The 22,026-nt window shown below is 73.9% G+C and carries 19 protein-coding genes; 17 read left to right on the forward strand and 2 right to left on the reverse strand.

Going from position 1 to position 22,026, the window contains the following annotated elements; all coding sequences use genetic code 11:
- Nucleotides 1–71: 71 nt before the first annotated feature.
- From ICC28_RS02025 to ICC28_RS02050, 6 genes are all read left to right on the forward strand, one after another.
- On the forward strand, nucleotides 72–1,325 hold the full coding sequence (locus tag ICC28_RS02025; RefSeq protein ID WP_188286816.1) for a sulfate adenylyltransferase subunit 1: 1,254 nt from the start codon (nucleotides 72–74) through the stop codon (nucleotides 1,323–1,325).
- Entirely contained in the window at nucleotides 1,312–2,481 is a 1,170-nt protein-coding gene (locus ICC28_RS02030) for an ABC transporter substrate-binding protein (protein ID WP_188286597.1), read from the forward strand. Before ICC28_RS02025 ends, ICC28_RS02030 begins: the two co-directional genes overlap by 14 nt.
- 19 nt (nucleotides 2,482–2,500) lie before the next feature.
- The gene (locus ICC28_RS02035) at nucleotides 2,501–3,289 is read left to right on the forward strand and encodes an ABC transporter ATP-binding protein (RefSeq protein ID WP_188286598.1); all 789 of its coding nucleotides are present in this window, start codon (nucleotides 2,501–2,503) and stop codon (nucleotides 3,287–3,289) included.
- Nucleotides 3,276–4,169, forward strand: coding sequence for an ABC transporter permease (locus tag ICC28_RS02040; protein WP_188286599.1), 894 nt, complete (start codon nucleotides 3,276–3,278; stop codon nucleotides 4,167–4,169). Before ICC28_RS02035 ends, ICC28_RS02040 begins: the two co-directional genes overlap by 14 nt.
- Nucleotides 4,170–4,402: 233 nt before the next feature.
- Entirely contained in the window at nucleotides 4,403–5,686 is a 1,284-nt protein-coding gene (locus ICC28_RS02045; protein ID WP_282699561.1) for a PucR family transcriptional regulator, read from the forward strand.
- A gap of 206 nt (nucleotides 5,687–5,892) precedes the next feature.
- Nucleotides 5,893–6,996 (forward strand): MBL fold metallo-hydrolase, encoded by a 1,104-nt coding sequence (locus tag ICC28_RS02050; protein ID WP_188286601.1) that lies wholly within the window; start codon nucleotides 5,893–5,895, stop codon nucleotides 6,994–6,996.
- A 20-nt stretch (nucleotides 6,997–7,016) separates the two neighbouring features.
- Here the strand turns inward: ICC28_RS02050 and ICC28_RS02055 are convergent, their stop codons facing one another.
- Both ICC28_RS02055 and ICC28_RS02060 read right to left on the reverse strand, forming a co-directional pair.
- Nucleotides 7,017–8,258 carry a PucR family transcriptional regulator gene (locus ICC28_RS02055; RefSeq protein WP_188286602.1) on the reverse strand — a complete coding sequence of 414 codons (1,242 nt, stop codon included), beginning with the start codon at nucleotides 8,256–8,258 and terminating at the stop codon, nucleotides 7,017–7,019.
- A 3-nt stretch (nucleotides 8,259–8,261) separates the two neighbouring features.
- A complete protein-coding gene (locus ICC28_RS02060; protein WP_188286603.1) occupies nucleotides 8,262–8,414 on the reverse strand; it encodes a hypothetical protein in 153 nt (50 codons plus the stop codon).
- Between the two features lie 177 nt (nucleotides 8,415–8,591).
- On the opposite strand from ICC28_RS02060, the gene ICC28_RS02065 reads away from it, so the two are divergent.
- From ICC28_RS02065 to ICC28_RS02115, 11 genes are all read left to right on the forward strand, one after another.
- Nucleotides 8,592–9,569, forward strand: coding sequence for a DUF3068 domain-containing protein (locus tag ICC28_RS02065; protein ID WP_188286604.1), 978 nt, complete (start codon nucleotides 8,592–8,594; stop codon nucleotides 9,567–9,569).
- 223 nt (nucleotides 9,570–9,792) lie between these two features.
- A complete protein-coding gene (locus ICC28_RS02070) occupies nucleotides 9,793–10,944 on the forward strand; it encodes a glycosyltransferase family 4 protein (RefSeq protein WP_188286605.1) in 1,152 nt (383 codons plus the stop codon).
- Entirely contained in the window at nucleotides 10,941–11,675 is a 735-nt protein-coding gene (locus ICC28_RS02075) for a class I SAM-dependent methyltransferase (RefSeq protein WP_188286606.1), read from the forward strand. Before ICC28_RS02070 ends, ICC28_RS02075 begins: the two co-directional genes overlap by 4 nt.
- The gene (locus tag ICC28_RS02080) at nucleotides 11,672–16,036 is read left to right on the forward strand and encodes an alpha-(1->3)-arabinofuranosyltransferase family protein (protein ID WP_188286817.1); all 4,365 of its coding nucleotides are present in this window, start codon (nucleotides 11,672–11,674) and stop codon (nucleotides 16,034–16,036) included. The genes ICC28_RS02075 and ICC28_RS02080 overlap by 4 nt, the downstream gene beginning before the upstream one ends.
- Nucleotides 16,033–17,538 carry a condensation protein gene (locus tag ICC28_RS02085; RefSeq protein ID WP_223188183.1) on the forward strand — a complete coding sequence of 502 codons (1,506 nt, stop codon included), beginning with the start codon at nucleotides 16,033–16,035 and terminating at the stop codon, nucleotides 17,536–17,538. The genes ICC28_RS02080 and ICC28_RS02085 overlap by 4 nt, the downstream gene beginning before the upstream one ends.
- Nucleotides 17,539–17,543: 5 nt before the next feature.
- On the forward strand, nucleotides 17,544–18,272 hold the full coding sequence (locus tag ICC28_RS02090) for a class I SAM-dependent methyltransferase (RefSeq protein WP_188286607.1): 729 nt from the start codon (nucleotides 17,544–17,546) through the stop codon (nucleotides 18,270–18,272).
- Between the two features lie 29 nt (nucleotides 18,273–18,301).
- Entirely contained in the window at nucleotides 18,302–19,213 is a 912-nt protein-coding gene (locus ICC28_RS02095; protein ID WP_188286818.1) for a hypothetical protein, read from the forward strand.
- Nucleotides 19,210–19,437 (forward strand): Trm112 family protein, encoded by a 228-nt coding sequence (locus ICC28_RS02100; protein WP_188286608.1) that lies wholly within the window; start codon nucleotides 19,210–19,212, stop codon nucleotides 19,435–19,437. Before ICC28_RS02095 ends, ICC28_RS02100 begins: the two co-directional genes overlap by 4 nt.
- Nucleotides 19,434–20,237, forward strand: a complete 804-nt coding sequence (locus ICC28_RS02105; RefSeq protein WP_188286609.1) for an FkbM family methyltransferase — start codon at nucleotides 19,434–19,436, stop codon at nucleotides 20,235–20,237. The genes ICC28_RS02100 and ICC28_RS02105 overlap by 4 nt, the downstream gene beginning before the upstream one ends.
- Complete coding sequence (locus ICC28_RS02110) at nucleotides 20,215–20,805, forward strand: hypothetical protein (protein WP_188286610.1); 591 nt, start codon at nucleotides 20,215–20,217, stop codon at nucleotides 20,803–20,805. The genes ICC28_RS02105 and ICC28_RS02110 overlap by 23 nt, the downstream gene beginning before the upstream one ends.
- Nucleotides 20,806–20,992: 187 nt before the next feature.
- Complete coding sequence (locus ICC28_RS02115) at nucleotides 20,993–21,913, forward strand: MEDS domain-containing protein (RefSeq protein ID WP_188286611.1); 921 nt, start codon at nucleotides 20,993–20,995, stop codon at nucleotides 21,911–21,913.
- Nucleotides 21,914–22,026 lie beyond the last annotated feature (113 nt).

The following is a 22,026-nucleotide window of genomic DNA, read 5'->3' on the forward strand; positions in this document are numbered from 1 at the left end:
GCGACATCTTCCAGGAAGCCAGGTCCCGGCTGACCGCCGGGCCGGGCGCGCAGAAAGGACGCGTGAACCCCATGTCCACCGCCCTGCCCTCCGAGACGACCGCGGCCGAGGCCGACCTGCTGCGCTGGGCCACCGCCGGCTCGGTGGACGACGGCAAGTCCACCCTCGTGGGCCGGCTGCTGCACGACTCCAAGTCCGTCCTCGCCGACCAACTGGAGGCCGTCGCCCGCGTGTCCTCCGGCGAGGGCCCCGACCTGGCCCTGCTCACCGACGGGCTGCGCGCCGAGCGCGAGCAGGGCATCACCATCGACGTCGCCTACCGCTACTTCGCCACGCCCCGGCGCCGGTTCATCCTGGCCGACACCCCCGGGCACGTGCAGTACACCCGGAACATGGTCACCGGCGCCTCCACGGCCACGCTGACCGTGATCCTCGTCGACGCCCGCAAGGGCGTGGTGGAGCAGACCCGGCGGCACGCGGCCGTGGCGGCGCTGCTGCGGGTGCCGCACGTGGTCCTCGCCGTCAACAAGATGGACCTCGTCGGCTACGAGCGGCCCGTGTTCGAGGAGATCGCCGGGGAATTCGCCCGGCTCGCCGCCGGGCTCGGCATCCCCGAGGTCACCGCGATCCCGATCTCCGCGCTCGCCGGTGACAACGTCGTCGAGCCGTCCACCCGCATGGACTGGTACGCCGGCCCGACCGTCCTCGCCCACCTGGAGAACGTCCCCGTCACCGACGAGGCACCCGACGGACCCGCCCGGTTCCCGGTCCAGTACGTCATCCGCTCCGGCGACACACGCCTCTACGCCGGCCAGGTCGCCGCCGGTGCGCTGCGGGTCGGCGACCGGGTCACCGTGCTGCCGTCGGGGCGCACCACCACCGTCGCGGGCATCGACGTACTGGGCGCACCGGCCGAGCGGCTCCGCTCGCCGCAGTCCGGGGCGCTGCGGCTCGCCGACGACCTGGACGTCTCCCGGGGCGACCTGATCGTGCCGGCGGCGGCGCCGCCGACGATGTCCCGGGACGTCGAGGCCGCCGTGTGCCATCTGCACGAGCGGCCGCTCGAACCCGGTGACCAGGTGCTGCTGAAGCACACCACGCGCACCGTGCGCGCGGTGGTGCGCCGGGTCCCCGGGGCGGAGCGGCTGGAGCTGAACGAGATCGGACAGGTCCAGCTGCGCACCGCCGAACGGCTGGCCTTCGACCGGTACGAGGACAGCAGGCGCACCGGCTCCTTCGTACTGATCGACCCGGCCGACGGCGCCACGCTGAGCGCCGGCATGGTCGGCGCGACCGCTCCGGGACCCCCCGATGCGGCTGCCTGAGCACCGCCCGGCCCGCCCCCGCTCCCGGCGTCCGCTCCGCGCGGCCCTCGCGCTGCTCCTGCTGCTGTTCCTGGCGGCGGGCTGCGGCTACGGGTCCCGGGCGCCGGGGGTGGCGGCCGCGCCGGCCGTGGGCACGGGGCCGCCCCTGTCGGCGGAGGAGGTCTCCGTCGGCTACTTCGCCAACGTCACCCACGCCACCGCGCTGGCCGGGGTGCAGAAGGGGTACTTCACCCGCGAGCTGGGCGGCACCCGGCTGCGCACGCAGGTCTTCAACGGCGGCCCGTCGGCGCTGGAGGCGCTCAACGCGGGCGCCGTGGACATCGCGTGGATGGGGCCGTCACCGGCCGTCAACGGCTTCCTGCGGTCCGGCGGGCGCGGTGTGCGGATCGTCTCCGGTGCCTCCTCGGGAGGGGTCGCACTGGTCGTCGACGCCGATACGAAGGTGCGCGGCGCCGACGTCCGGGGGCTCAGGATCGCCACGCCGGAGGCGGGCAACACCCAGGACGTCGCGCTGCTGCACTGGATCCGCGAGCAGGGCTGGGAGGTGGACCCGCGCACCGGGCGCGGTGATGTCACGGTGGTGCGGCAGTCGCCCAAGGAGATCCCGACCAGCTTCCGGCGGGGCACGATCGACGGGGCGTGGGTGCCGGAGCCGGTGGCCGCGCAGCTCGTCGCCGCCGGCGGCCGGGTGCTGCTCGACGAGTCGGACCTGTGGGACGGCGGCGCGTTCGTCACCGCCGTGGTGGTGGTCTCCCCGTCGTTCCTGGCCGACCATCCGGACGTCGTCGAGGCCGTACTGCGCGCCTCGGTCCGCACGAACGCCTGGCTCAAGAGCCACCCGGCGCAGGGGAAGCAGGCCGTCAACGACGCCATCGAGAACCTGACCGGCAGACCGCTGGAGAGCGGCGTCCTCGACGCGGCCTGGCGGCGGGTGGGCCTGACCGACGATCCGCTCGCCGCGACGCTCGCCACGGAGGCCGAGCGGGCCGACCGGCTGGGGCTGCTGCACGGCGCCGACGGCACCGAGGACGCGGGTGCGCTGGCGGCCCTGCGCGGGATCTTCGACCTGCGCCCCCTCAACCGGGTCCTCGCCCAGCGGGGCGAGCCGGCCGTGGACGACGCCGGGCTCGGCGTCGCGGCCACTCCAACCACCTGAACCGTAAGGATTTGATCCCATGTCAGAAACGGTGCTGCGGGCCGGCGCACCGGCCCGCCCCGTCCTCGTGGCCGCGGCGGAGCAACCCGCCGTACGCCTCACCCACGTCTCCAAGTGGTTCGACACCGCGGGGAGCCGCCAGACGGTCCTCGACGACATCGGACTGACCGTCGGCCGCGGCGAGTTCGTCTGTGTGCTGGGCGCCTCCGGCTGCGGCAAGTCCACGCTGCTCAACCTGGTGGCCGGCCTGGACCGGCCGTCCACGGGCACCATCGACGTGCCCGGCGGGCGGCGGCCCGCGCTGATGTTCCAGGACCACGCCCTCTTCCCCTGGCTCACCGCCGGGCGCAACGTCGAACTGGCCCTGCGGCTGCGCGGGGTGCCCCGGCGCGAACGCCCCGAGCGGGCGCGGCACCTGCTCGACCTGGTCCGGCTGAAGGACGCCTACGGCAAGCGGACCCACGAGCTGTCCGGCGGGATGCGCCAGCGCGTCGCCCTGGCCCGCGCGCTCGCCCAGGACGCCGACGTGCTGCTGATGGACGAGCCGTTCGCCGCGCTGGACGCCATCACGCGCGATGTGCTGCACGAGGAACTCACCCGTATCTGGGCCGAGAACAAGCTGACCGTGCTGTTCGTCACCCACAACGTCCGCGAGGCGGTGCGGCTGGGGCAGCGGGTCGTCCTGCTGTCCTCCCGGCCGGGCCGGGTCGCCCACGAGTGGGCCGTCGACGGCACCCCGGAGGCGTCCCTGACGTCCCTGGTCACCGACGCGTTACGGGAGGAGATACGCCGCCATGGCCGCCGGTGAGACAACCGCGCCCCCCGCGACCACCGCGACCGTCGAGGCCGGGCTCGACGCGCTGGACAGCGCGCCCGCCGGGCCCGCCCGCACCCCCGTGCGGCAGATCCTGCGCGAGCGGGTGCTGCCGCCCGTGGTCGCGGCCGTGCTCGTCCTGCTCGCCTGGCAGGCCGCGTACGAGGCCGAGCTCAAGCCGGACTACCTGCTGCCGTCACCGGCCGACGTGTGGCGGGCGCTGTCCGACCAGTGGTACGAGGGCACGCTGTTCTCCACGGTGTGGACGAGCACGCAGCGCGGCGCCCTCGGGTTCGCGGCGGCTGTCGTCCTCGGCACGGCGCTGGGGCTGCTGCTCGGTGCGGTGCGGTCACTGCGTGTCGGGATCGGGCCGGTGCTGTCGGGGCTCCAGTCGCTGCCGTCCGTGGCGTGGGTGCCGGCGGCCGTGGTGTGGTTCGGGCTCACCGACGCCACGATCTACGCCGTGGTGCTGCTGGGTGCGGTGCCGTCCATCGCGAACGGGCTGCTGGCGGGCGTCGACCAGGTGCCGCCGCTGTATCTGCGGGCGGGGCGGGTCCTCGGCGCCACCGGCACGGCGCGCCTCCGGCACATCCTCCTTCCCGCCGCTCTTCCCGGCTATCTCGCCGGCCTCAAACAGGGCTGGGCGTTCTCCTGGCGTTCTCTGATGGCCGCCGAGCTCATCGCCAGCTCCCCTGAATTGGGCCTCGGCCTCGGTCAGTTGCTGGAGAACGCCCGCTCCTACCAGGACATGGCCCTGGTCCTCGCCACCATCGGCGAGATCCTGGTCATCGGCATCGCCGTGGACCTGCTGATCTTCGCCCCACTGGAGCGGAGAGTGCTACGGGCCCGGGGCTTGGCGGGGGTACGGGGGTGACCCGCGGGCCGGTGGGGGCTGTTCGCGCAGTTCCCCGCGCCCCTTCGGGGCGCTGCCCCACCACCCCGTCCAGCCTGCGGGCATGCGTGCCGCCTGGGGCGGCACGGGTGGGCGCAGGCGGTACCCCGGTAGCGCCGGGCTGCGCGTCCCACCCCCGGTCGGCGCCATTCGCTGCGCGTGGGTGGAGGGGGTGTTGGATCGGGCGGGGCGACTGTTGTACTGGGGCGGTGAGTGTGGGCGCTGGGTCAGAGGGCTCGTGGTTGTTGCGGCTGGCGCCCGGCGCCGGGCCGCTGGAGCCGGTGTGCCCACCGGAGACGCTGGCCGTGGCCGAGCGGGCGTTGGGCGCGGACCCGGTGGCCTGGGCCGTGGAGGTGGCCCGGGACATGGCGGCGCACATCGTGCGGCAGGTGCCCGAGCACGGGGCGCCCGGCGCGTACCCGCCGTTCCAGCGGGCGGTGGAGGCCACCGTACTGACGGCCCTGCGGGGCCTGGCCACCGAGCCGGAGCCGACCGCCGCGCTGGTCGCGCCGGAGGCCGTGTCCGGCAACGCCGAACTGGCCCGCCGCAACATCCCGTTGGACCGGGTGCTGCGCGGCGTACGGCTCGGTCACGCCTATCTGCACGCCCGGCTGATGGAGGCGCTGGACAAGGAACCGGAGGACGTCCGCGCCCAGGAGGCCCACCGAATCAGCGAGTTGCTCTTCGTGTACGCCGACGTCCAGGCCAGCCGGCTGGCCGAGGAGTACGTCGCCGAACGGGACCGGTGGCGGCGCAGCACCGAGGCCGCACGCCGCCGCACGGTGGACGAGCTGCTCGCCGGACGGCCGGTCGGCGGGGCCGTCGCCGCCCGCGCCCTCGGGTACGAACTGGCCCGGTACCACGCGGCGTTCGTCGTCACCTCCGGCTCCCAGGAAGCCGTCGGCGAACTGCGGCAACTGGCCGCCGAGTTGTGCCGCGCGGCCGGCGGAGAGGGCCTGCTGACGGTGACGGCGGGATCGACGGAGCTGTGGGCGTGGGTCTGCTGGTCGGCCGAGCCGGCCCGCGACGCACTGGCCGGGCTGGCCCGGCTGGTTCCCGAACGCAGGCCCCTGCGGGTGGCCGTGGGGCCGGTGGGGCACGGCACGGAGGGCTTCCGGCGCAGCCACCGCGGCGCCCGGGAGGCGGAGCGGGTGGCCCGCCTCGGCGCTACGGGCTGGCTGTGCGACTACGCCGACGTCAGCACGCTGGCCCTGCTCACGGCCGATCCGGAGCATGCGCGGTGGTTCGCCGCACGGGTGCTGGGCGCCTTGGGCGCCGACGATCCACGCGTGCGTGAGCTGCGGGAGACGCTGCGGGTCTACCTCGCCGAGGGACGCAGCCCCCAGAACGCGGCCGAACGTCTCTTCGTCGCCCGCAACACGGTGACCTACCGGGTGCGGCGGGCCCTGGACCTGCTGGGGCGACCACTCGACCAGGACGCGCTGGAGCTGCGAACCGCCCTGGAGATCGCCCGCCTGCTGGGCCCGGGCCGGAGGTGAGCCCCGCGCTCCGGCCGCCGTGCGGCTGTCGGCAGGCTGGGCCCGGGTCCCAAAAAGCGGTCGGAGTTCGGGCTGTCGGACCAAAGCGCGGGACGCGCGAGCGCCGTTCACTGCAACAGAAGAACGAACGGAAGAACAACAGCACCTGACCGCGCGCCCCCACCGCGTACCCGCAGCCGTACCCCTTCACCACTCCGGGATCAGTCATGCCCTCTTCTCCCACTCGGCGCACTCTGCTGCGCTCGGCCGCTGCCGCCTCCGCTCTCACCACGGCGGCCGCGCTGCCCTCGGGCCCCGCCTCCGCGAGCGCCGCCCCCGGGTCGACCCGTGGTACCGAGCTGATCCTGCTCGGTACCAGCGGCGGCCCCGTTCCGATGCACGGGCGTGCCGGGATCGCGTCCGCGCTGGTCGTGGACGGGCGGGCGTACCTCGTGGACTGCGGTCCCGGTACGTTCGGCCGGTACGCGCAGGCCTGGCTGACGGCCGCCCAGCTCACGGCGGTCTTCGTCACCCATCTGCACTCCGACCACCTGTCGGACCTGTACGCCCTGCTGTGGCTGCGGTTCGGCGGGTTCCAGCCGCTGGAGAACCCGGTGCACGTCTACGGGCCGGGCTCCGCGGGGACCCTGCCCGCCGTCTGGCCCAAGGGGCGTTCGGTGCGGACCGTCTGCCCCTCCGAACCCGCGCCCGGCATCGAGGATCTGATCGACGGTCACATCGCCGCCACGGCCTACGACATCAACGTACGGATGCGCAGCGAGGGCTGGCCCGACATCCGCACCCTGGTCCGGGCGCACGACGTGCGGTTCCCGCTGCCGAAGGGGGCGGGGCCGCGCAAGCTGATGGCGCCGCCGATGGAGCCGTTCGAGGTGATGCGGGACGACCGGGTCCGGGTGACCGCGGTGCTCGTCGAGCATCCGCCGGTCTTCCCCTCCTTCGCCTTCCGCTTCGACACCGCCGACGGCTCGGTGGTGTTCAGCGGCGACACCGCGCCGTGCGGGAACGTGGCGCGGCTGGCCAGGGGCGCGGACATCCTCGTGCACGAGGTGATGGACCGGGACACGCTGGCGCTGGGCGGTCTGCGGCCCGCGCAGTTGCGGCACATGGAGATCAGCCACACGGACGCGACCCAGGTGGGCGCGCTCGCCGAACGCGCCGGCGTGGGCACGCTGGTGCTCAGCCACCTGGTCCCCGGCGCCACCAACGTGGTCCCCGACTCCACCTGGCACGCCAAGGCGAGCAAGGGCTACTCGGGCCGTGTGATCGTGGGCAACGACCTCGCCCGCCTGCCGGTGGGATCCCGGCGCTGACCGCCCCCGCGCGCCTCGGCTCAGCCGCGCACCTCCCCCAGGACGCCCCTCAACCGCTGGGCCCGCAGGACCAGTTCCAGTTCGAAGCGGCGGTCGGGGTCGTCGATCTCGTCGCCCCACAGCTCGCGGATCTGGCGCAGCCGGTAGCGGACGGTCTGGGGGTGGACGCCCAGCCGGGCCGCCACCTCCGGGGCCCCGCCCCGGGTCTCCAGCCAGGCCAGCAGCGTCTCGGCGAGGCGGCGGCCGTGGGCCGGGCCGCAGTGGGCCAGGGGGGCCAGGCAGCGCAGGGCCAGGTCGTCGATGAGTTCCTCGGGCTGGAGGAGGACCAGCGCTTCGGTGTGCTCGGTGCAGTAGAGGACCTCGCCGGCCGGTAACAGGCCGCGTTCCATCAGCCGTACGGCCGCCTCCGCCCAGCGCAGCGACTTCGCCGCGTCGGCGAGCGGGACCGGGGGGCCGATGGCGCCCGTCCAGCCGGTCAGGGCGCGGTGGAGCAGCTCCGAGCGGCCCGCCGCGTCCGGTTCGGGGACGACCATCCTCGGCTGTTCGTACTCCATGTCCAGCAGGACGCCCTGGCCGACCGCCGGGGCGACCGCTTCCCGGGCCGGGCGCAGGATGACGCCGACGGCGACCTTCGTCGGCAGCGGCCAGCCGATGCGGGCGGCGCGTTCGGAGAGGGCGTCGGCCGGGTCGCCACGGTGGTGTTCGGCGAGCAGGAGTTCCATCAGGCGGCGCTGCAGGCGCAGGCGTTCGCCGGCCTGCCGGGCCGCCGCCTCCGCGTAGCCGCGGACCGACTGGTCGACGAGGCCGTCGAGGTACTCGTAGCCCGCGTCGACGAGTTCGTACATGGCCGGCGGCGGGATCTCCACGCGCTGGCCGATGTCGGCGAAGCGGCGCCAGGCCAGGCGGACGCCCATGCGGTAGATCGCCTGGAGCGAGTCGAGGCTGCGGCCGTTGAGGCCCTCGCCGCGGCCGAACTCCTGGAAGACGCCCGGCGGGACCGTCGGGCGGCCCTCGGCGGTCTCCAGGTGCTGGACGAAGACCTCGATGGCGCGGCGGATGCCGACCAGGGCCATGGGCTCGCCCGACTCGTCCAGGACCACGGGCAGATGGGGGTACTCGCGGCGGATCTCGCGCAGGATCTCCTCGGCGAGTTCGGGCGCCTCGGCCATGGCGATCGCCGCGAAGCGGCGGACCTGGAGGCGGGGGACGTCGTGCCAGGCCGAGCGGGTCGTCACGGAGTCGGTGCGGGCGGCGGGCGGCACGGATCAACTCCCCTGGCCTGCTTGTTCGTACGTGATCAGCGGGGTGTTGGGCTGGTCGGGCGTCGCTTCGAGCAGGGCGACCACGCCGAGCGCGGCACCCACCGCCAGGGCGGCGGCGAGCGCGACGGTCAGCACGGCGGCGAGCAGTCTGGACATCGCAGGGTCAGCCTCTCTGTACGGCCGTTGATCGGTCGTCCCCACCCGGGCTTCCCGTCCCTGCCTGTCGGCCCCCAGTGTCGACAGGACATTGACACTCCGTCAAGGGGCGCCTACGGTTCCCGGCCCATAGAGCGGCCCGAACTCCGCCATCTCACCCTCTCCTGGAGTGCCCGGATGCGCCGAACCGCCTCACCACTCTCACTGGTCCTGCTGGGACTCGGCACGTTTCTGCTGGTCCTGGCCCCCATGCTCGCCTGGTACGTCGAGCCACGGGCCGCCGTGAACCCGATCGACATCGACACCACCGCCGTCTACGAAGGCACCGGCAGCGTCTTCGACACCGAGCGGATCGAGACAGTGCCGGACCGGAAGATCACCGTCACGCAGCGTGTGCGGGGCAATGTGGCGGAGAGCGAGCGCAGCGGCAACGCCGTGTGGGACGTCACGACGACCGTGGACACCGACAAGACGTTGCCGGCCGCGGATCCGCACGACGCCCTGGACTTCGTGCCGCACCGCTGGGTGATGGACCGCAAGACCACCGAGCCGGTGCACTGCTGCGAGGAGAAGCCGTACATCCAGGGCGAGGCGTACCTGAAGTTCCCCTTCGACGTGCAGAAGCGCTCCTACCGGTGGTGGGACAACACGCTGGGCGGGACGGTCACGATGCGTTACCGGGGTACCGAGAAGGTTCAGGGGTACACCGGATACCGGTTCACGGCCTCGGTGCCGGCCACGAAGACCGGGACGCGTCTGGTGCCGGGGACCATCGTCGACCGGCCGGACGTGCCGCAGGTGCTGGCGGAGGAGTGGTACGCCAACCACGGGGTCGAGCTGATCGTCGACCAGGCCACGGGCCGTGTGCTGTACGCGCAGACCGGGCCGCGCCGCACCCTGCGCGCGCCGGGCGGCGAGAAGGACGAGGCGGTGCTGCTGGACGCCCGGAAGATCGCGTTCACCACCGAGACGCAGAAGGAGGCGGTACGGCAGGCGGAGCAGGACTCCGGCCAACTGCGCATGGTGGGAACGACGTTGCCCATTGGTGCGGCTGTGGCGGGATTCGTCCTGGCCGTAGTGGGGGGCGTTTTGGTGGTACGCGGGAGGCGGCGTCCCGATTCTTCCGAATCGCCCCAGCCTCCGCTCACGATATGACGTGACGTCAGCTCTAATAAAGCCGGAAATTGTCACCTCGGTGAGTAGCCGTGGCGAACGGCGGGGCGAAAACTGTCCACCCCACCCGAGCACAGCCCGTCCACGTCCGTTCACAGCAAGCGCCTGGTTCCCCCACGGAAACGCCCGTTCCGTCCCCGCCGTACCCAGTCGGCGCCTCCTCCCCCACGCTGAGTTCCGCACCCCGAGACGAGTTGGAGCACCGATGCCCCAGCACGTGCCGTCCTCGCTGCACGCACCGTTCCCCACGGTGCCGCAGCCTCCTCCGGCGCTCCCCCCGCAACCGCGCCGAATCGTTTTCCTCGCCCACCGTGACCTCGGCAACCGGTCCGCCGGGGGCTCCGAACTGCTCGTCGACCGGCTCGCCGACGGCCTGACCCGCCTCGGCCACCAGGTCACCCTCCTGTGCGGCGGCCCCGCCTCCTATCGCGACTACCGGGTCGTCTCCGCCGGCGGCGCCTACGGCCACTACCTGCGCGCCCGTTCCGCCTTCGCCCGTCAGGTCGGCGAGGCGGATCTGCTGGTCGAGGTCTGCAACGGGATGCCGTATCTGGCGCCCCTGTGGCACCGCGGTCCCACGCTGTGCCTGGTCAACCACGTCCACACCGACCTGTGGCGGATGCGGTTCTCGGGGCCGCTGGCCCCCGCCGCCCGGATCGGCCGAAGACTCGAGCACTGGGCGCTGACGGGTGCGCGCCGAAAGGGCCTGCTGGTGGCCGTGTCGCCGTCCACCGCGCATGCCCTCCGGGCGATCGGGGTGGAGCGGGAGCGGATACGGGTCGTCCACAACGGAGTCGAGGAGCCCGGCCCCCGCGGGGACCGCTCGCCCGAACCGCTCTTCGTCGCCGTGGGGCGGCTGGTCGAGTACAAGCGGATCGATCTGCTGCTGCGGCTGTGGGAGCGGGTGCGGCCGGTCACGGGTGGCCGGCTGGTGATCGTGGGAGACGGCCCCGAGCGGGGGCGGCTTGAGCAACTCGCCGGGCCCGGGGTCGAGTTCGCGGGACATGTGACCGAGGCCGAGAAGCACCGGCTGCTGTGCGCCGCCTGGCTGCTGCTGCATCCCTCCGCGGTGGAGGGATGGGGTCTCGTGGTCACCGAGGCCGCGGCCCGGGAGACCCCGACGATCGCCTTCGACGTGCCGGGGCTGCGGGACTCCGTGATCGACGGCGAGACCGGGGTGCTGGCCTCCGGCGAGTCCTCCTTCGCCGCCGCGTGGTGCACGCTGGCGCTGTCCGGGCATCGGCGGGAGCTGATGGGGAAGGCGGCGCGGGACCATGCGGCAGGGTATCGGTGGGACCGGACGGTCAGACAGTTCCGGGCGGTCGCGGCGGAGGCCGTGCGGGGTCGGGTGTCATGACCGCGGTGAAGGACCCGTCGTTCCGCCGCTCCCTGGGCCTGTTCCGGGCCTTCATGCGGGAGCAGGACGACCCCGAGTCCTGCTATTCCCTGCTCGCCCGTGACGCCGTCGACCAGGTCGAGCGCTACGACAGGCCCGTCGCCGGGCGCACCGTGGTCGATGTCGGCGGCGGCAGCGGGTACTTCACCGAGGAGTTCCGGCGGCGGGGTGCGCACGCGTACCTCTTCGAACCCGACCTGCACGAGCTCGGCGAGAAGCCGCCCGGCGGGAGCGTGGTCGCCGACGGCTATCTGCTGCCGCTGTACGACGGGGTCGCCGACGTCACCTTCTCCTCCAACGTCCTGGAGCACGTGGCCGACCCGCAGACCTTCCTCAGCGAGCTGGTGCGGGTGACCCGGCCCGGCGGGCTGATCTACGTGTCGTTCACCAACTGGCTCTCACCCTGGGGCGGTCACGAGTGGGCCCCCTGGCACTACCTGGGTGCCGAGCGGGCCCGCGCCCGCTATCGGCGCCGTACCGGCAGGCCCGCGAAGCACACCCTCGGCGAGAACCTGTTCGCCGTGCACATCGGGCCCACCCTGCGGCAGGTCCGCGCCCGCGACGACGTCACGCTCGTCTCGGCGCGCTCCCGCTACTGGCCGTTCCTCGCCGAGGCCGTCGTCAAGGCGCCCGGCATCCGCGAGGTAGCCACCTGGAATCTCCTCCTCATCCTCCGGCGGTGTCCACCATGACGACCACGGTCCAGGCTCCCCCTCCGGCAGCCGTCCCCACCACCGCGGCCACCTCGGGCCCTCCCGAGGGGCCGCGGTCGCGGCGTTGGCTGCTGGGCTTCTGGGCCGTGGTGTTCGTGCTGTTCCTCGCGGTGCATCCGGGCCGGCAGACCTTCGACACCAAGCTGGGCGTCACCGTCGACCCGGGACGGTTCTTCTCCGACCTGGGCCAGCTCTGGCAGGACCAGGGCGGCTTCGGCGGGATATCCGACCAGTACGCGGGCTACCTGTTCCCGATGCTGCCGTTCTACTGGCTGGCCGACGCCGTGCAGTTGCCGGTGTGGCTGGCCGAGCGGCTGTGGATGTCGCTGATCGTGACCGTCGCCTTCTGGGGGGCGCTGCGGCTGGCCGAGCGGATGCGGATCGGCAGCGGCGCCTCCCGGCTGCTGGCCGGTGCGGCGTACGCGCTGTGGCCGGTGTTCACGATCGTCGTCGGCTCGACGTCCGCGGCCGCGCTGCCCGGCGCCGTGCTGCCGTGGGTGCTGCTGCCGCTGGTCGACGAGCGGTACACCGCCCGGGTCGCGGCCCTGCGGTCGGCGCTGGTCGTCCCGTTCATGGGCGGGGTGAACGCGGCCTCGACACTGGCCTCGCTGCTGCCGGTCGGGCTGTACCTGCTGTCCCGGCCGCCGGGACCACGGCAGCGCAAACTGCTCGCCTGGTGGGTGCCGGGGGTGATCCTGGCCACCGCGTGGTGGTGGATCCCGCTGCTGCTGCTCGGCACGTACGGCGAGAACTTCCTTCCGTACGTGGAAAGTTCACAGACCACGACGGAGACCATGGCGGCCACCGAGGCGCTGCGCGGGGCCGGGAACTGGGTCGCCTATCTGCACTTCGGGGAGGCCTGGCTGCCGGCCGGCTGGGTGGTCGCCTCCTCGGTCGTGGTGATCGTCTGCTCGGTGCTGGCGGCCGGTCTCGGGCTGGCCGGCCTCGCCAGACGTGACCTGCCGGAGCGCCGCTGGCTGGTGCTGACCGTGCTGACGACCGCGCTGGTCCTGCTCGCCGGGTACGGCGGCGCGTTCGGCGCCCCCTTCCACGGGGTGGTGCAGGACTGGCTGGACGGCTGGCTCGTCCCCTTCCGCAACATCTACAAGTTCCAGCCCGGCCTCGCCCTCGCACTCGTCCTCGGCCTCGCCCACCTGGTGGGTGTGGCGGCCCAGGACCGCGGGGCGCGCCGGGTGCGCGGCCGGCGCTTCGCCACGCTGGTCGCGGCCGTACTGATCCTGCCGGGGCTGATGTGGCCGTACCTCAACGGCTCGATCCTCAACGGGGGTTCGTTCCGGGAGATCCCCGACTACTGGAAGGCCACGGCGGGCTGGCTGGAGGAGTTCTCCCCGGACGCGCGTGCCCTCGTCGTCCCGGCGACCGCGCACGGCATCCACACCTGGGGCTCCACCATCGACCAGCCGCTCGACGTGGTCGCCGAGTCCCGCTGGGCGCAGCGCGACTACGTCCCCTTCGGCACCCCCGGCAACCGGCGCGCCATGGACGCCGTACAGCAGGCGCTGACCAGCGGCGCCGCGGTGCCGGGGCTCGCCGACTACCTGAGCCGGGCGGGCGTGTACTACGTCGTCGTCCGCAACGACCTCGACCCCGACCAGATCGGCAACGTGCCGACGACGGTCGTCAAGCGCACCCTGGAACAGTCCGGCTACGAGCGGGTCAAGGGCTACGGGCCGGTCATGACCGGCGGGACGATCGCCCCCGACACCCCGCTGCAGGTGGAGGGGTTGTACCCGCGGCAGCGGGCGGTGGAGATCTACCAGCCGCCCGAGGACGTGCCGCGGCCGCGGCAGGCCGGGCTGAGCGCGGTCGCCGACACCGCCGTGGTCTCGGGCGGTCCGGAGGCGCTGCTGCCGGTCGCCGGTGAGCTGCGCGGCCGGGCGAGCGTGCTGACCGGTGACAACCACCCGGGGCTCGGCACGCCGCCGGTGCAGCTCCGCGGCGACGGGCTGCGGCGCGCGGACACGCGGTTCGGGCTGGTCAACGCCAACACCTCGTACACGTACACGCGCGACGAGCGCAACGCCTCCGGCGCCCTGCAGGACCCCGGTGAGAAGCCGCACCAGATCCTGCCGACGGAGGGCCGCGAGCACCAGACGGTGGCCGAGCTGCGCGGCGCCCGCTCGGTGACGGCCTCCAGTTACGGCAGCTGGCTGTTCCACCTGCCGCAGTACGACCCGGTGAACGCCTTCGACGGCAACCCGGACACCGCCTGGGCGGAGGGCTCGCCGGGCTCGCCGGACGGGGAGTGGCTGCGGATCGCGTTCACCGACAAGTACGACATGCCGCGCTCGTTCAAGGTGGCGCCGCTGCCGCAGGAGGGCGTGCGGCCGACCCCGACGCGGGTACGGGTGGAGACGGAACGCGGCAGCGAGACGTCCTACCTCCAGCCCGGCGGCGGGACGCAGAGCGTCAGGGCGCCGGCCGGTCCGACGGACTGGATGAAGCTGACGATCCTCGACTCGGTGGCCCGCCGCGCGGGGCTGACCGGCGCGGGCTTCTCCGAGATCGCCCTGCCGGACGTCCAGGTGACCCGCATGCTGCGGCTGCCCACCGACGCCGACGACTCCCGGGCCGCCACCGAGATCGTCTCCCTGTCCCGCCCGGCCGACCCCACCGGCCTGTCCGCCACGGGCACCGAGGCGGGGCTGCACCGGCGCTTCGCCACGGCCGGACCGGGGACGTACGAGGTGCGGGCGAGTGCGGTACCGGTGCCCGGCGAGGCGCTCGACCGGCTGCTGTTCGAGGTGGCGCCCGAGCAGCAGAACCGGATCGTCGCGACCGCCGACTCCACGGCCCGGCTCGGCGCGGGCCTGTCCCCGCGCAACCTCACCGACGGCGACCTGACCACCGCGTGGATCGCGGGCGACCGGCCCACCATCCACCTGAGCTGGGAGGGCAAGGTCCCGGTCGGCGAAGTGGTGCTGCCGCCCGCCGGGGGCCTGTCCACCCGGGCCACCGAGGTGCACATCTCCTCCCCGGACGGCGCGGCGGTCGCCGGCGTCGACGAGAACGGCAACGTCCGCTTCCCGTCGATCACCACCGACCGCCTCGACATCACCATCACCGACACCGCCCCGCTGACCCTGCACAACCCGTTCGTCGACGAGGACATGCAGCTCCCGGTGGGCCTGACCGAGGCCTACGTCCCCGCCCTCGACGACCTCTACCGCACCCCGCAGCCGCGGGAGGGCCGGACGTTCTCCCTGCCGTGCGGCCGGGGTCCGGTGCTGGCGGTGGACGGCGAGCTGTACGAGACGAGCGTCAGGGGGACCGTACGGGACCTGACGGAACGCCGGCCGGTCGAAGTGACGCTCTGCCAGGAGGGGCGCACCGACGGCGAGTTGGAGCTGGGGTCGGGAGCGCACCGGGTCGAGGCCGGGGACGCCGGGCCGCTGGCCGTGACCGAGGTGACGCTGACCCGCGGGACGGTGGCCGAACCCTCCGCCAACCAGCGCGAGCTGGGCATCGAGGACTGGCTGGGCGACCGCCGCAAGGTCACCGTCGGCTCCGGCGCGGCCTCCTACCTGACCATGTACGAGAACTACAACGACGGCTGGAAGGCCACCCTGGACGGCAAGGAGCTGTCCACGGTCCGGCTGGACGGCTGGCAGCAGGGCTGGCGGATCCCGGCCGGGGAGGGCGGCACGGTCGAGCTGTCGTACGAGCCCGCGGTCGTCTACGACGCCGGGCTGATCGGCAGCGCGGTGGCGCTCGCGGTGCTGGTGGGCCTGGTGCTGTGGCGCCGGCGCGCCCCCAACCCCGACGAGCCGCAGCCGCTCCCGCCGGCGCCGGGTCTGTGGCTCGGCACGGTGGCGCTGACGCTGGTCGCCGCGGTGATCGCGGGCTGGTTCGCCCTGCTGGTACCGGCGCTGGCCCTGCTGTCCCGGCGGCGCCACGAGCTGCTCGTGCCGATCGCGTTCGTGGCACTCGCGGCGGCGGGCGTGGTCGCGGCGTTCGGGGCCGGGGAACCGGCGAGTGAGGAGACGGGCGCGTTCGGACCGGCGGCTCAACTGCTGGCGCTGATCGGGCTGTTCGCGGCGCTGGTGAGCGTGGGCGAGCGGGGCCGGCGGGGCGAGGGGGGCCGGGACGGCGAGGAGGCGCCGGACGGGCCCGGTTCCACGGCCGTACTGCCGCCGGTTCCCGCGGCGCAGCAGCCGCCCGGCCCGGGGACGCAGCCACCGCCGCCGCCCGGCCCGGGGACGCAGCCACCGCCGCCCGGCTCGGAGGAGCCCACGCGGCGGCTGCCGGAAGCCGATCCCCTGCGGAAGGGGGAGCCGATGAGGAAGGGGGAGCCGATGAGGAAGGGGGAGCCGACATGACCGCGGTGGACCACCCGGCGCGCGACGCCGCGCCGAGGCGGATCCCGTTCCCGGTCGTGGACGAGGTCGCCCGGCACTGCCTCCAGGAGGAGGAGCCGGAGACGGTCCACATCGAGGTGCACCTGCCCGGCCGGCTGGACCCCGGCCGGCTGCGCACGGCGTTCGCCGAGGCGCTGCGCCGCCACCCGAGGATCCTCGTGCGGGAGGCCCCGGGGCGCTGGTACCGGCGGCGCTACGAGTGGGAGCTGACGGCGGAGCCCGACGTGGAGATGGTGAGCTTTCCGGCGCCGGGCCCGGACGCGCTGCGCAACGCGCGGACGCGGGCGCTGACGGCCGTACCGCCGCTGTCGGCGTCGCCGCCGATCCGCCTCGAGGTGGTGGAGGGGGCGGGTCCGGTGGAGGGCAGCGAGGCGACGGACGCGGTCGGCGCACACACCGCCGCGGCGGTACCGCGCCCCCGCGAGGGCCACGCCGACCACACGGTCCTGTTCCTCACCATCAACCACACCGCCCTCGACGGCCCCGCCTGCCTCCGCGTCCTCGCCACCGCCGCGGAGCTGTACGGCGGCCGGGACAACTCCCCCGCCGCACCCCCCGTACGGCCTCCGGAAACCCCCCAGCCCGAGGCCGGCACCCCCTCCAACTGGGCCCGCCCCGCCCGGGTGGCGCCCGGCACCCCCGAGCCCTCCCCCGGCAACGGCATGCTGGTCTGCGAACTGCCGCTGCCGCACCGCCCCAAGGGCTCCCCCTACACCGTGAACGACCAGCTCATGGTCGCCACGGCACTCACCCTCGCGCACTGGAACCGGGAGCACGGCGAGCCACCCCGCCCGCTGCGCATCACGATGCCCGTGGACGACCGCCCCCGTGACACCACGATGCCCATCGGCAACGGCACCCGGCTCGTCGAAGTCCCCTTCTCCCCGGAGGAGTTGGACCCAGCCGACCTGCCCGGCCTGCTGCGCCGCACGGCCGCCCGCACCCGGGCCCTGAAGTCCCTCCCGCGCCCCCAGCTCGGCCGCGGCGCCGCCCTGCTCACCGCCCCGGTCACCCCCGTCGCCTGGCGGGCCGCGCTCACCCGGGGGCTGCGCCGCGCCGCGGCACCGTGGACGTCGACGACCCTGCTCAGCAACATCGGCCGGATCCCGTACCCGCTGGACTTCGGCGAGGAGGCCGGGCGGGCGTACGCGGTGTGGTTCTCGGCGCCGGCCCGGATGCCGCGCGGCCTCACCGTCACCACCGCCTCCACCGCCGGCCGGCTGCACCTCGCCCTGCGCTGGTCACGGGCGCTGCTCAGCCACGGCGACGGCGCGCATCTGCGGGACCTGTTCGAGCACTACCTGCACACGACGGACACCACGAAATCCACCACCCGTCCGACGACCGAGACCACGAAATCCACCACCGGCCCTACGACCGACACCGCGAAACCCACCACCGGCCCTACGACCGACAGCGCGAAACCCACGACAATGACGGAGCCGACGGAAACCACGGGGTGACCCCGATGACCACCACCGCACCTCCCCGCCACCTGCGGGACTTCTACGAGGATCCCGCCGTTCCCGTCTCCTCCGGCACCCCGCGCAGCCTCCGCCAGGCCCGTATGCTGGCCGCCGCCCTGGGCCGCGGGGCGGGCGGGGCGACCGTGCTGGACATCGGCTGCGGCGACGGCACCGCGGCGGCCGTGGCCGCCCCGCTGCTGCCCGGCCACCGCATCGTCGGCGTCGACTGGTCCCAGGACGCGCTGCGCCGGGCCCGCACCCGGGTGCCGTACGCCGTGCGCGGCGAACTCACCGACGGCGGGCTGCCGTTCCGGGACGGGGCGGCCGACGCCGTGCTGTTCAGCGAGGTGATCGAGCACCTCGTGGACCCGGACTCCGCCCTGGAGGAGATCCGCCGGGTGCTGCGGCCGGGCGGCCATCTGATGCTGTCCACGCCCAACCTGGCCGCCTGGTACAACCGCGCCCTGCTGCTGGCCGGGGTCCAGCCCGTCTTCTCCGAGGTCAGCCTGCGCGCCATCCACGGCCGCCCGGGCACGGAGGTGGTGGGGCATCTGCGGCTCTACACCGCCCGCGCCCTGCGGGAGTTCGTCGCCGCGTCCGGCTTCGACGTCGTACGGCTGGCAGGGGCCCCCTTCCACGGCGTACCGCGCCCGCTCAGACCGTTCGACCGGCTGGCCTGTGCCAGACCCCAACTCGCTTCGATCCTGCTGCTGCACGCGCGGAAGACCTAGAGGGAAGGGGGGCGACCATGTGGTGGGGAGTGGCCGCGGCCCTGTTGGCGAACGTCCTGTACAGCAGCGGATTCGTGCTGGAGAAGCGGGCGCTGGCCGCCCTGCCCGAGGTGACGATCCGTCAACCGGCGCGGCTGCTGCGGCTGGTGCTCGGCAGCCCGCTGTGGATCGGCGGCTCGCTCGCGCTCGCGGCGGGGTTCGCGGCCCAGCTCGCCGTGTACCGGACGCTGCCGATCGCCGCCGCCCAGGGCATCTTCGTCTCCGGCCTGGTCCTGCTGGTGCTGCTGTCCGCCCGGCTGCTGGGCGAGGAGACCACCGGGCGCGAGCGGTACGCGCTCGCCGCGATCCTCGCCGCGCTGCTGATGGTGGTGCTGTCGCTGCGGGAGGGTTCGGACACGGTGAGCCAGTCGGCCCCGTACCCGCTGATCCTGCTGGTGTGCGTGCCGTCGCTGGCGGCCGGGGTGTGGCTGTACAACTCCGCCGAGCGGCGCGCCCGGCACCGGCACCGGCTGCCGACCACCGGCGTGGAGTACGGGGTGGCGGTGGGCCTGCTGTACGGGGTCAGCTCGCTCGCGATCAAGGGCGTGTCGAGCTATCTGACGACCAGCGGGATGGGTGGTGCGCTGCTCGATCTGCTGCGGTCGCCGTATCCGTATCTGCTGCTGTTCACCGGCGCGTTCGGTCTGGTGATGTCGCAGGCGGCGCTGCAGCGCTGCCGGGCGTCACTGATCGTGCCGGTGTGCACCACCGTGACCTGCCTGTACACGGCCGTGCTCGGCACGCTCTCGTTCGGCGAGGCGCTGCCGGAGGATCCGCTGCGGCTGACGCTGCGGGTCGCGGGCACGGCCCTCGCCGTCGCCGTACTGCTGTCCATGCCCCGGCACGACCCGCCGGCGCACAACCAAGCCCCGCTCGGGGCCAAGGAGTTGACTCCGCCATGAAGCCCGACGACCCACTGCTGCAGATCCTGGCGTGCCCGCTGGACAAGGGCCCCCTGCACCTGATCGTCCCGGACGGGCCGGCCGATCCCGGCGAGGCGCTGTACAACCCGCGGCTGCGCCGCCGCTATCCGGTCCTCGACGGCATCCCGCAACTGCTGCCGTCCTCCGGGGAGCAGGTCTCCGACGACGAGCACGAGGCGCTCCTCAAGCGGATGGTCCCATGACGACCCTCACGGCCCGTGTGGCCCCGTTCCTGCCCGTCCGGCTGGTCGCCGCGACCGCCCGGGCCGTCTATCCGCGCTTCGAGCCCGAACTGGCCAGGCTCGCCGACCTCTGTCCGTCCCCGTGCGGCACGGCGGTCGACGTCGGCGGCTGGTACGGCCCCTGGACGCACCGGCTGGCCGGCCTGGCCCGGCAGGTGGTGACCGTGGAGCCGGTGCCGCGGCTGGCCCGGCTGCTGGCCTCGGGCACCCCGCCGAACGTACGCGTGATCCAGGCCGCCGCCTCCGACCGGCCCGGCACGGCCCGACTGTGGCTGCCGTCCGGCGACGAGGGCGACCGCGGGGTGTCCTCGCTGGTCCGCCGGGACATCCACGGCCGTACCCTGGACGTCCGCTGCGTCACCCTGGACGAACTGGCGCTGCGGGACGTCGGGTTCGTCAAGATCGACGTGGACGGCAGCGAACTGGCCGTACTGCGCGGCGCGACCGGCATCCTCTCCCGCGACCGGCCGGCGCTCTTCGTCGAACTGGAGTCCCGGATCCAGCCGATCGCGCCGGTGGTGACGTACCTGTCCCTGCTGGGCTACGACGGCTGGGTGCTGCCCGGCACCTCGTGGGTGCCGCTGGCGTCCTTCCCGCTGGAGGCCCACCAGGCGGAGGTGTCGTACGTGGTGACCCAGGGGCTGCTGCGCCGGGTCCTGCCGTTCAGGAGCCCGCGCTACGTGAACTCCGTGCTGTTCCTGCCGGACGGGCGGCTGCCGGGCGGGCCGGTGCGCGACGATGGGTCGCATGCCGTCCGCTAGCCCCTTCACCCCGCTCCACTTCCAACTGGTGCTGCTGCGCCGCATGGCCGACCACAATCCGGACCTGGTGGAGGACGCCCGCCGTGAACTGGGCGCCTCCATCGCCGAGATGCGCGAGGCGAACAAGCGGTGGCAGGCGATGGTGCGCTCCCCCCGCTCCCGTGCGGCGGCCTCGCGCTACCGCTCCGTCCTCGGCGTGCCCGAGTCGGTCCTCACGCGCAAGGTCGGCGATCTGGAGTGCGAGGCGTGGCTGTGGCCGGTGCCCCTCTGGCCCACCCTGCGCTTCGAGGTGCTGCTCGCCCCGAACGGCGCGGTCTGGAACGAGTGGCTGGTGCGCGCCCCCGGCGCCCAGGCCCCGCCGCTGCGCACTCTGTCCGACCTCGCCCCCTGGTCCTGCACGGTCGACGAGGCGGCCCGCGCCTTCGCCCCGGCCCGCCCGCTGGAGGGCTCGGCCCCGACCCGGTGGGGGCTGGCCTTCCACGCGCCGGACGACGACGGCGTACGGCACGCGGTGGCCGCCGAGTTCACGTGGGGGCTGTTGCAGCGGACGGCTGTGGACGGCCCCTGAACCGGACAACGGTCGAATCCAGGCACTTTTCGGTCACTTTTGCTCGCACGCGCGCTCTCCCGCCCCCGGACCGATCGGCGGACCGAACATCGACGATCACCCGCGAGGACGTCCCACCCCTGCGCCTAATGTCGTCGTCCCGTCGTCCGTCCGCTCCCGTCCCGCGACCCGACTCCGGAGGCACCCCATGTCCGAGCCGAGCCCGGCCGTGCCCGTCGAGCAACTGCGGCTGGGCGACCACGCCTGCATGGGGCCGGGCGACGGGGACGACGACGATTCGCCGTGGACCGTCTTCACCGCGTACACCCGCACCAGCCTCGCCCGCCGGGAGAAGGTCCTGCTCGTCATGGACCCCGACGACCTGCACGACGACGAGGTCGTCGCCCTCCTCGACGGCGGCAGCGGAGCGGTCGCGGAGGCCGTGGAGAGCGGGCAGTTGTCCCTCCGACGCACCACCGAGATGTACGTGCCGGACGGCCGGTTCCGTGAGGAGCGGACGATCGCGGCGTACACCGCGGAGGTCGACCGCGCCTACGACGAGGGCTGGGCGGGGCTGCGGCTCACCGCCGACATGAGCTGGGCGGCGCGGGCGGGGGTGGACCACGAGCGGCTGCTGGACTACGAGGCGGCGGTGGCGCCGCTGTTCGCGGACCCGCTGTTCACGGCGATCTGCTGGTACGACCGGCAGCGCTTCGGGGAGGGTCTGCTGCACGACGTGGGCAGGGTCCACCCACTGCGGGTCCGGGACGGCCTCGACGCCCTTGAGGTGACCGGCACGCCGACCGGCAGCCGCATCACGGGCGCGGCCGACCTGGGCACGCGGGCCGAGTTCATCGAGGCGCTGCGGGAGACCTTGTCCCGGGGGGACGACACGGGCCCCACCCGCATCGTCCTCGACCTCCGCGACCTCTGCTTCATGGAAGCCCACTGCGCCTGGCAACTCCTCACCCTCGCGGGCGCCTTGCCGGCGGGGAGCGAGGTGACCGTGCGGTGCGGGGAGCTTCTGGGGCTGGTCCTACGGCAACTGGGCGCGGAGAGCGTGCCGCAGCTGGAGCTGGAGGTGGCGTCGGAGGAGGCCGGTGACCAGGTGCGGCCGAGCGGGGGCTGACCGCGCAGTTCCCCGCGCCCCTGTCGGGGCGCCGCAGCGCCGGCGCCAGCAGGCGGCGCTCCGCCCACGCCGCTGAGCCTGCGGGCATGCGTGCCGCCTGGGGCGGCACGGGT

Source organism: Streptomyces sp. TRM68416 (assembly GCF_014596915.1).
Classification (GTDB): Bacteria; Actinomycetota; Actinomycetes; order Streptomycetales; family Streptomycetaceae; genus Streptomyces.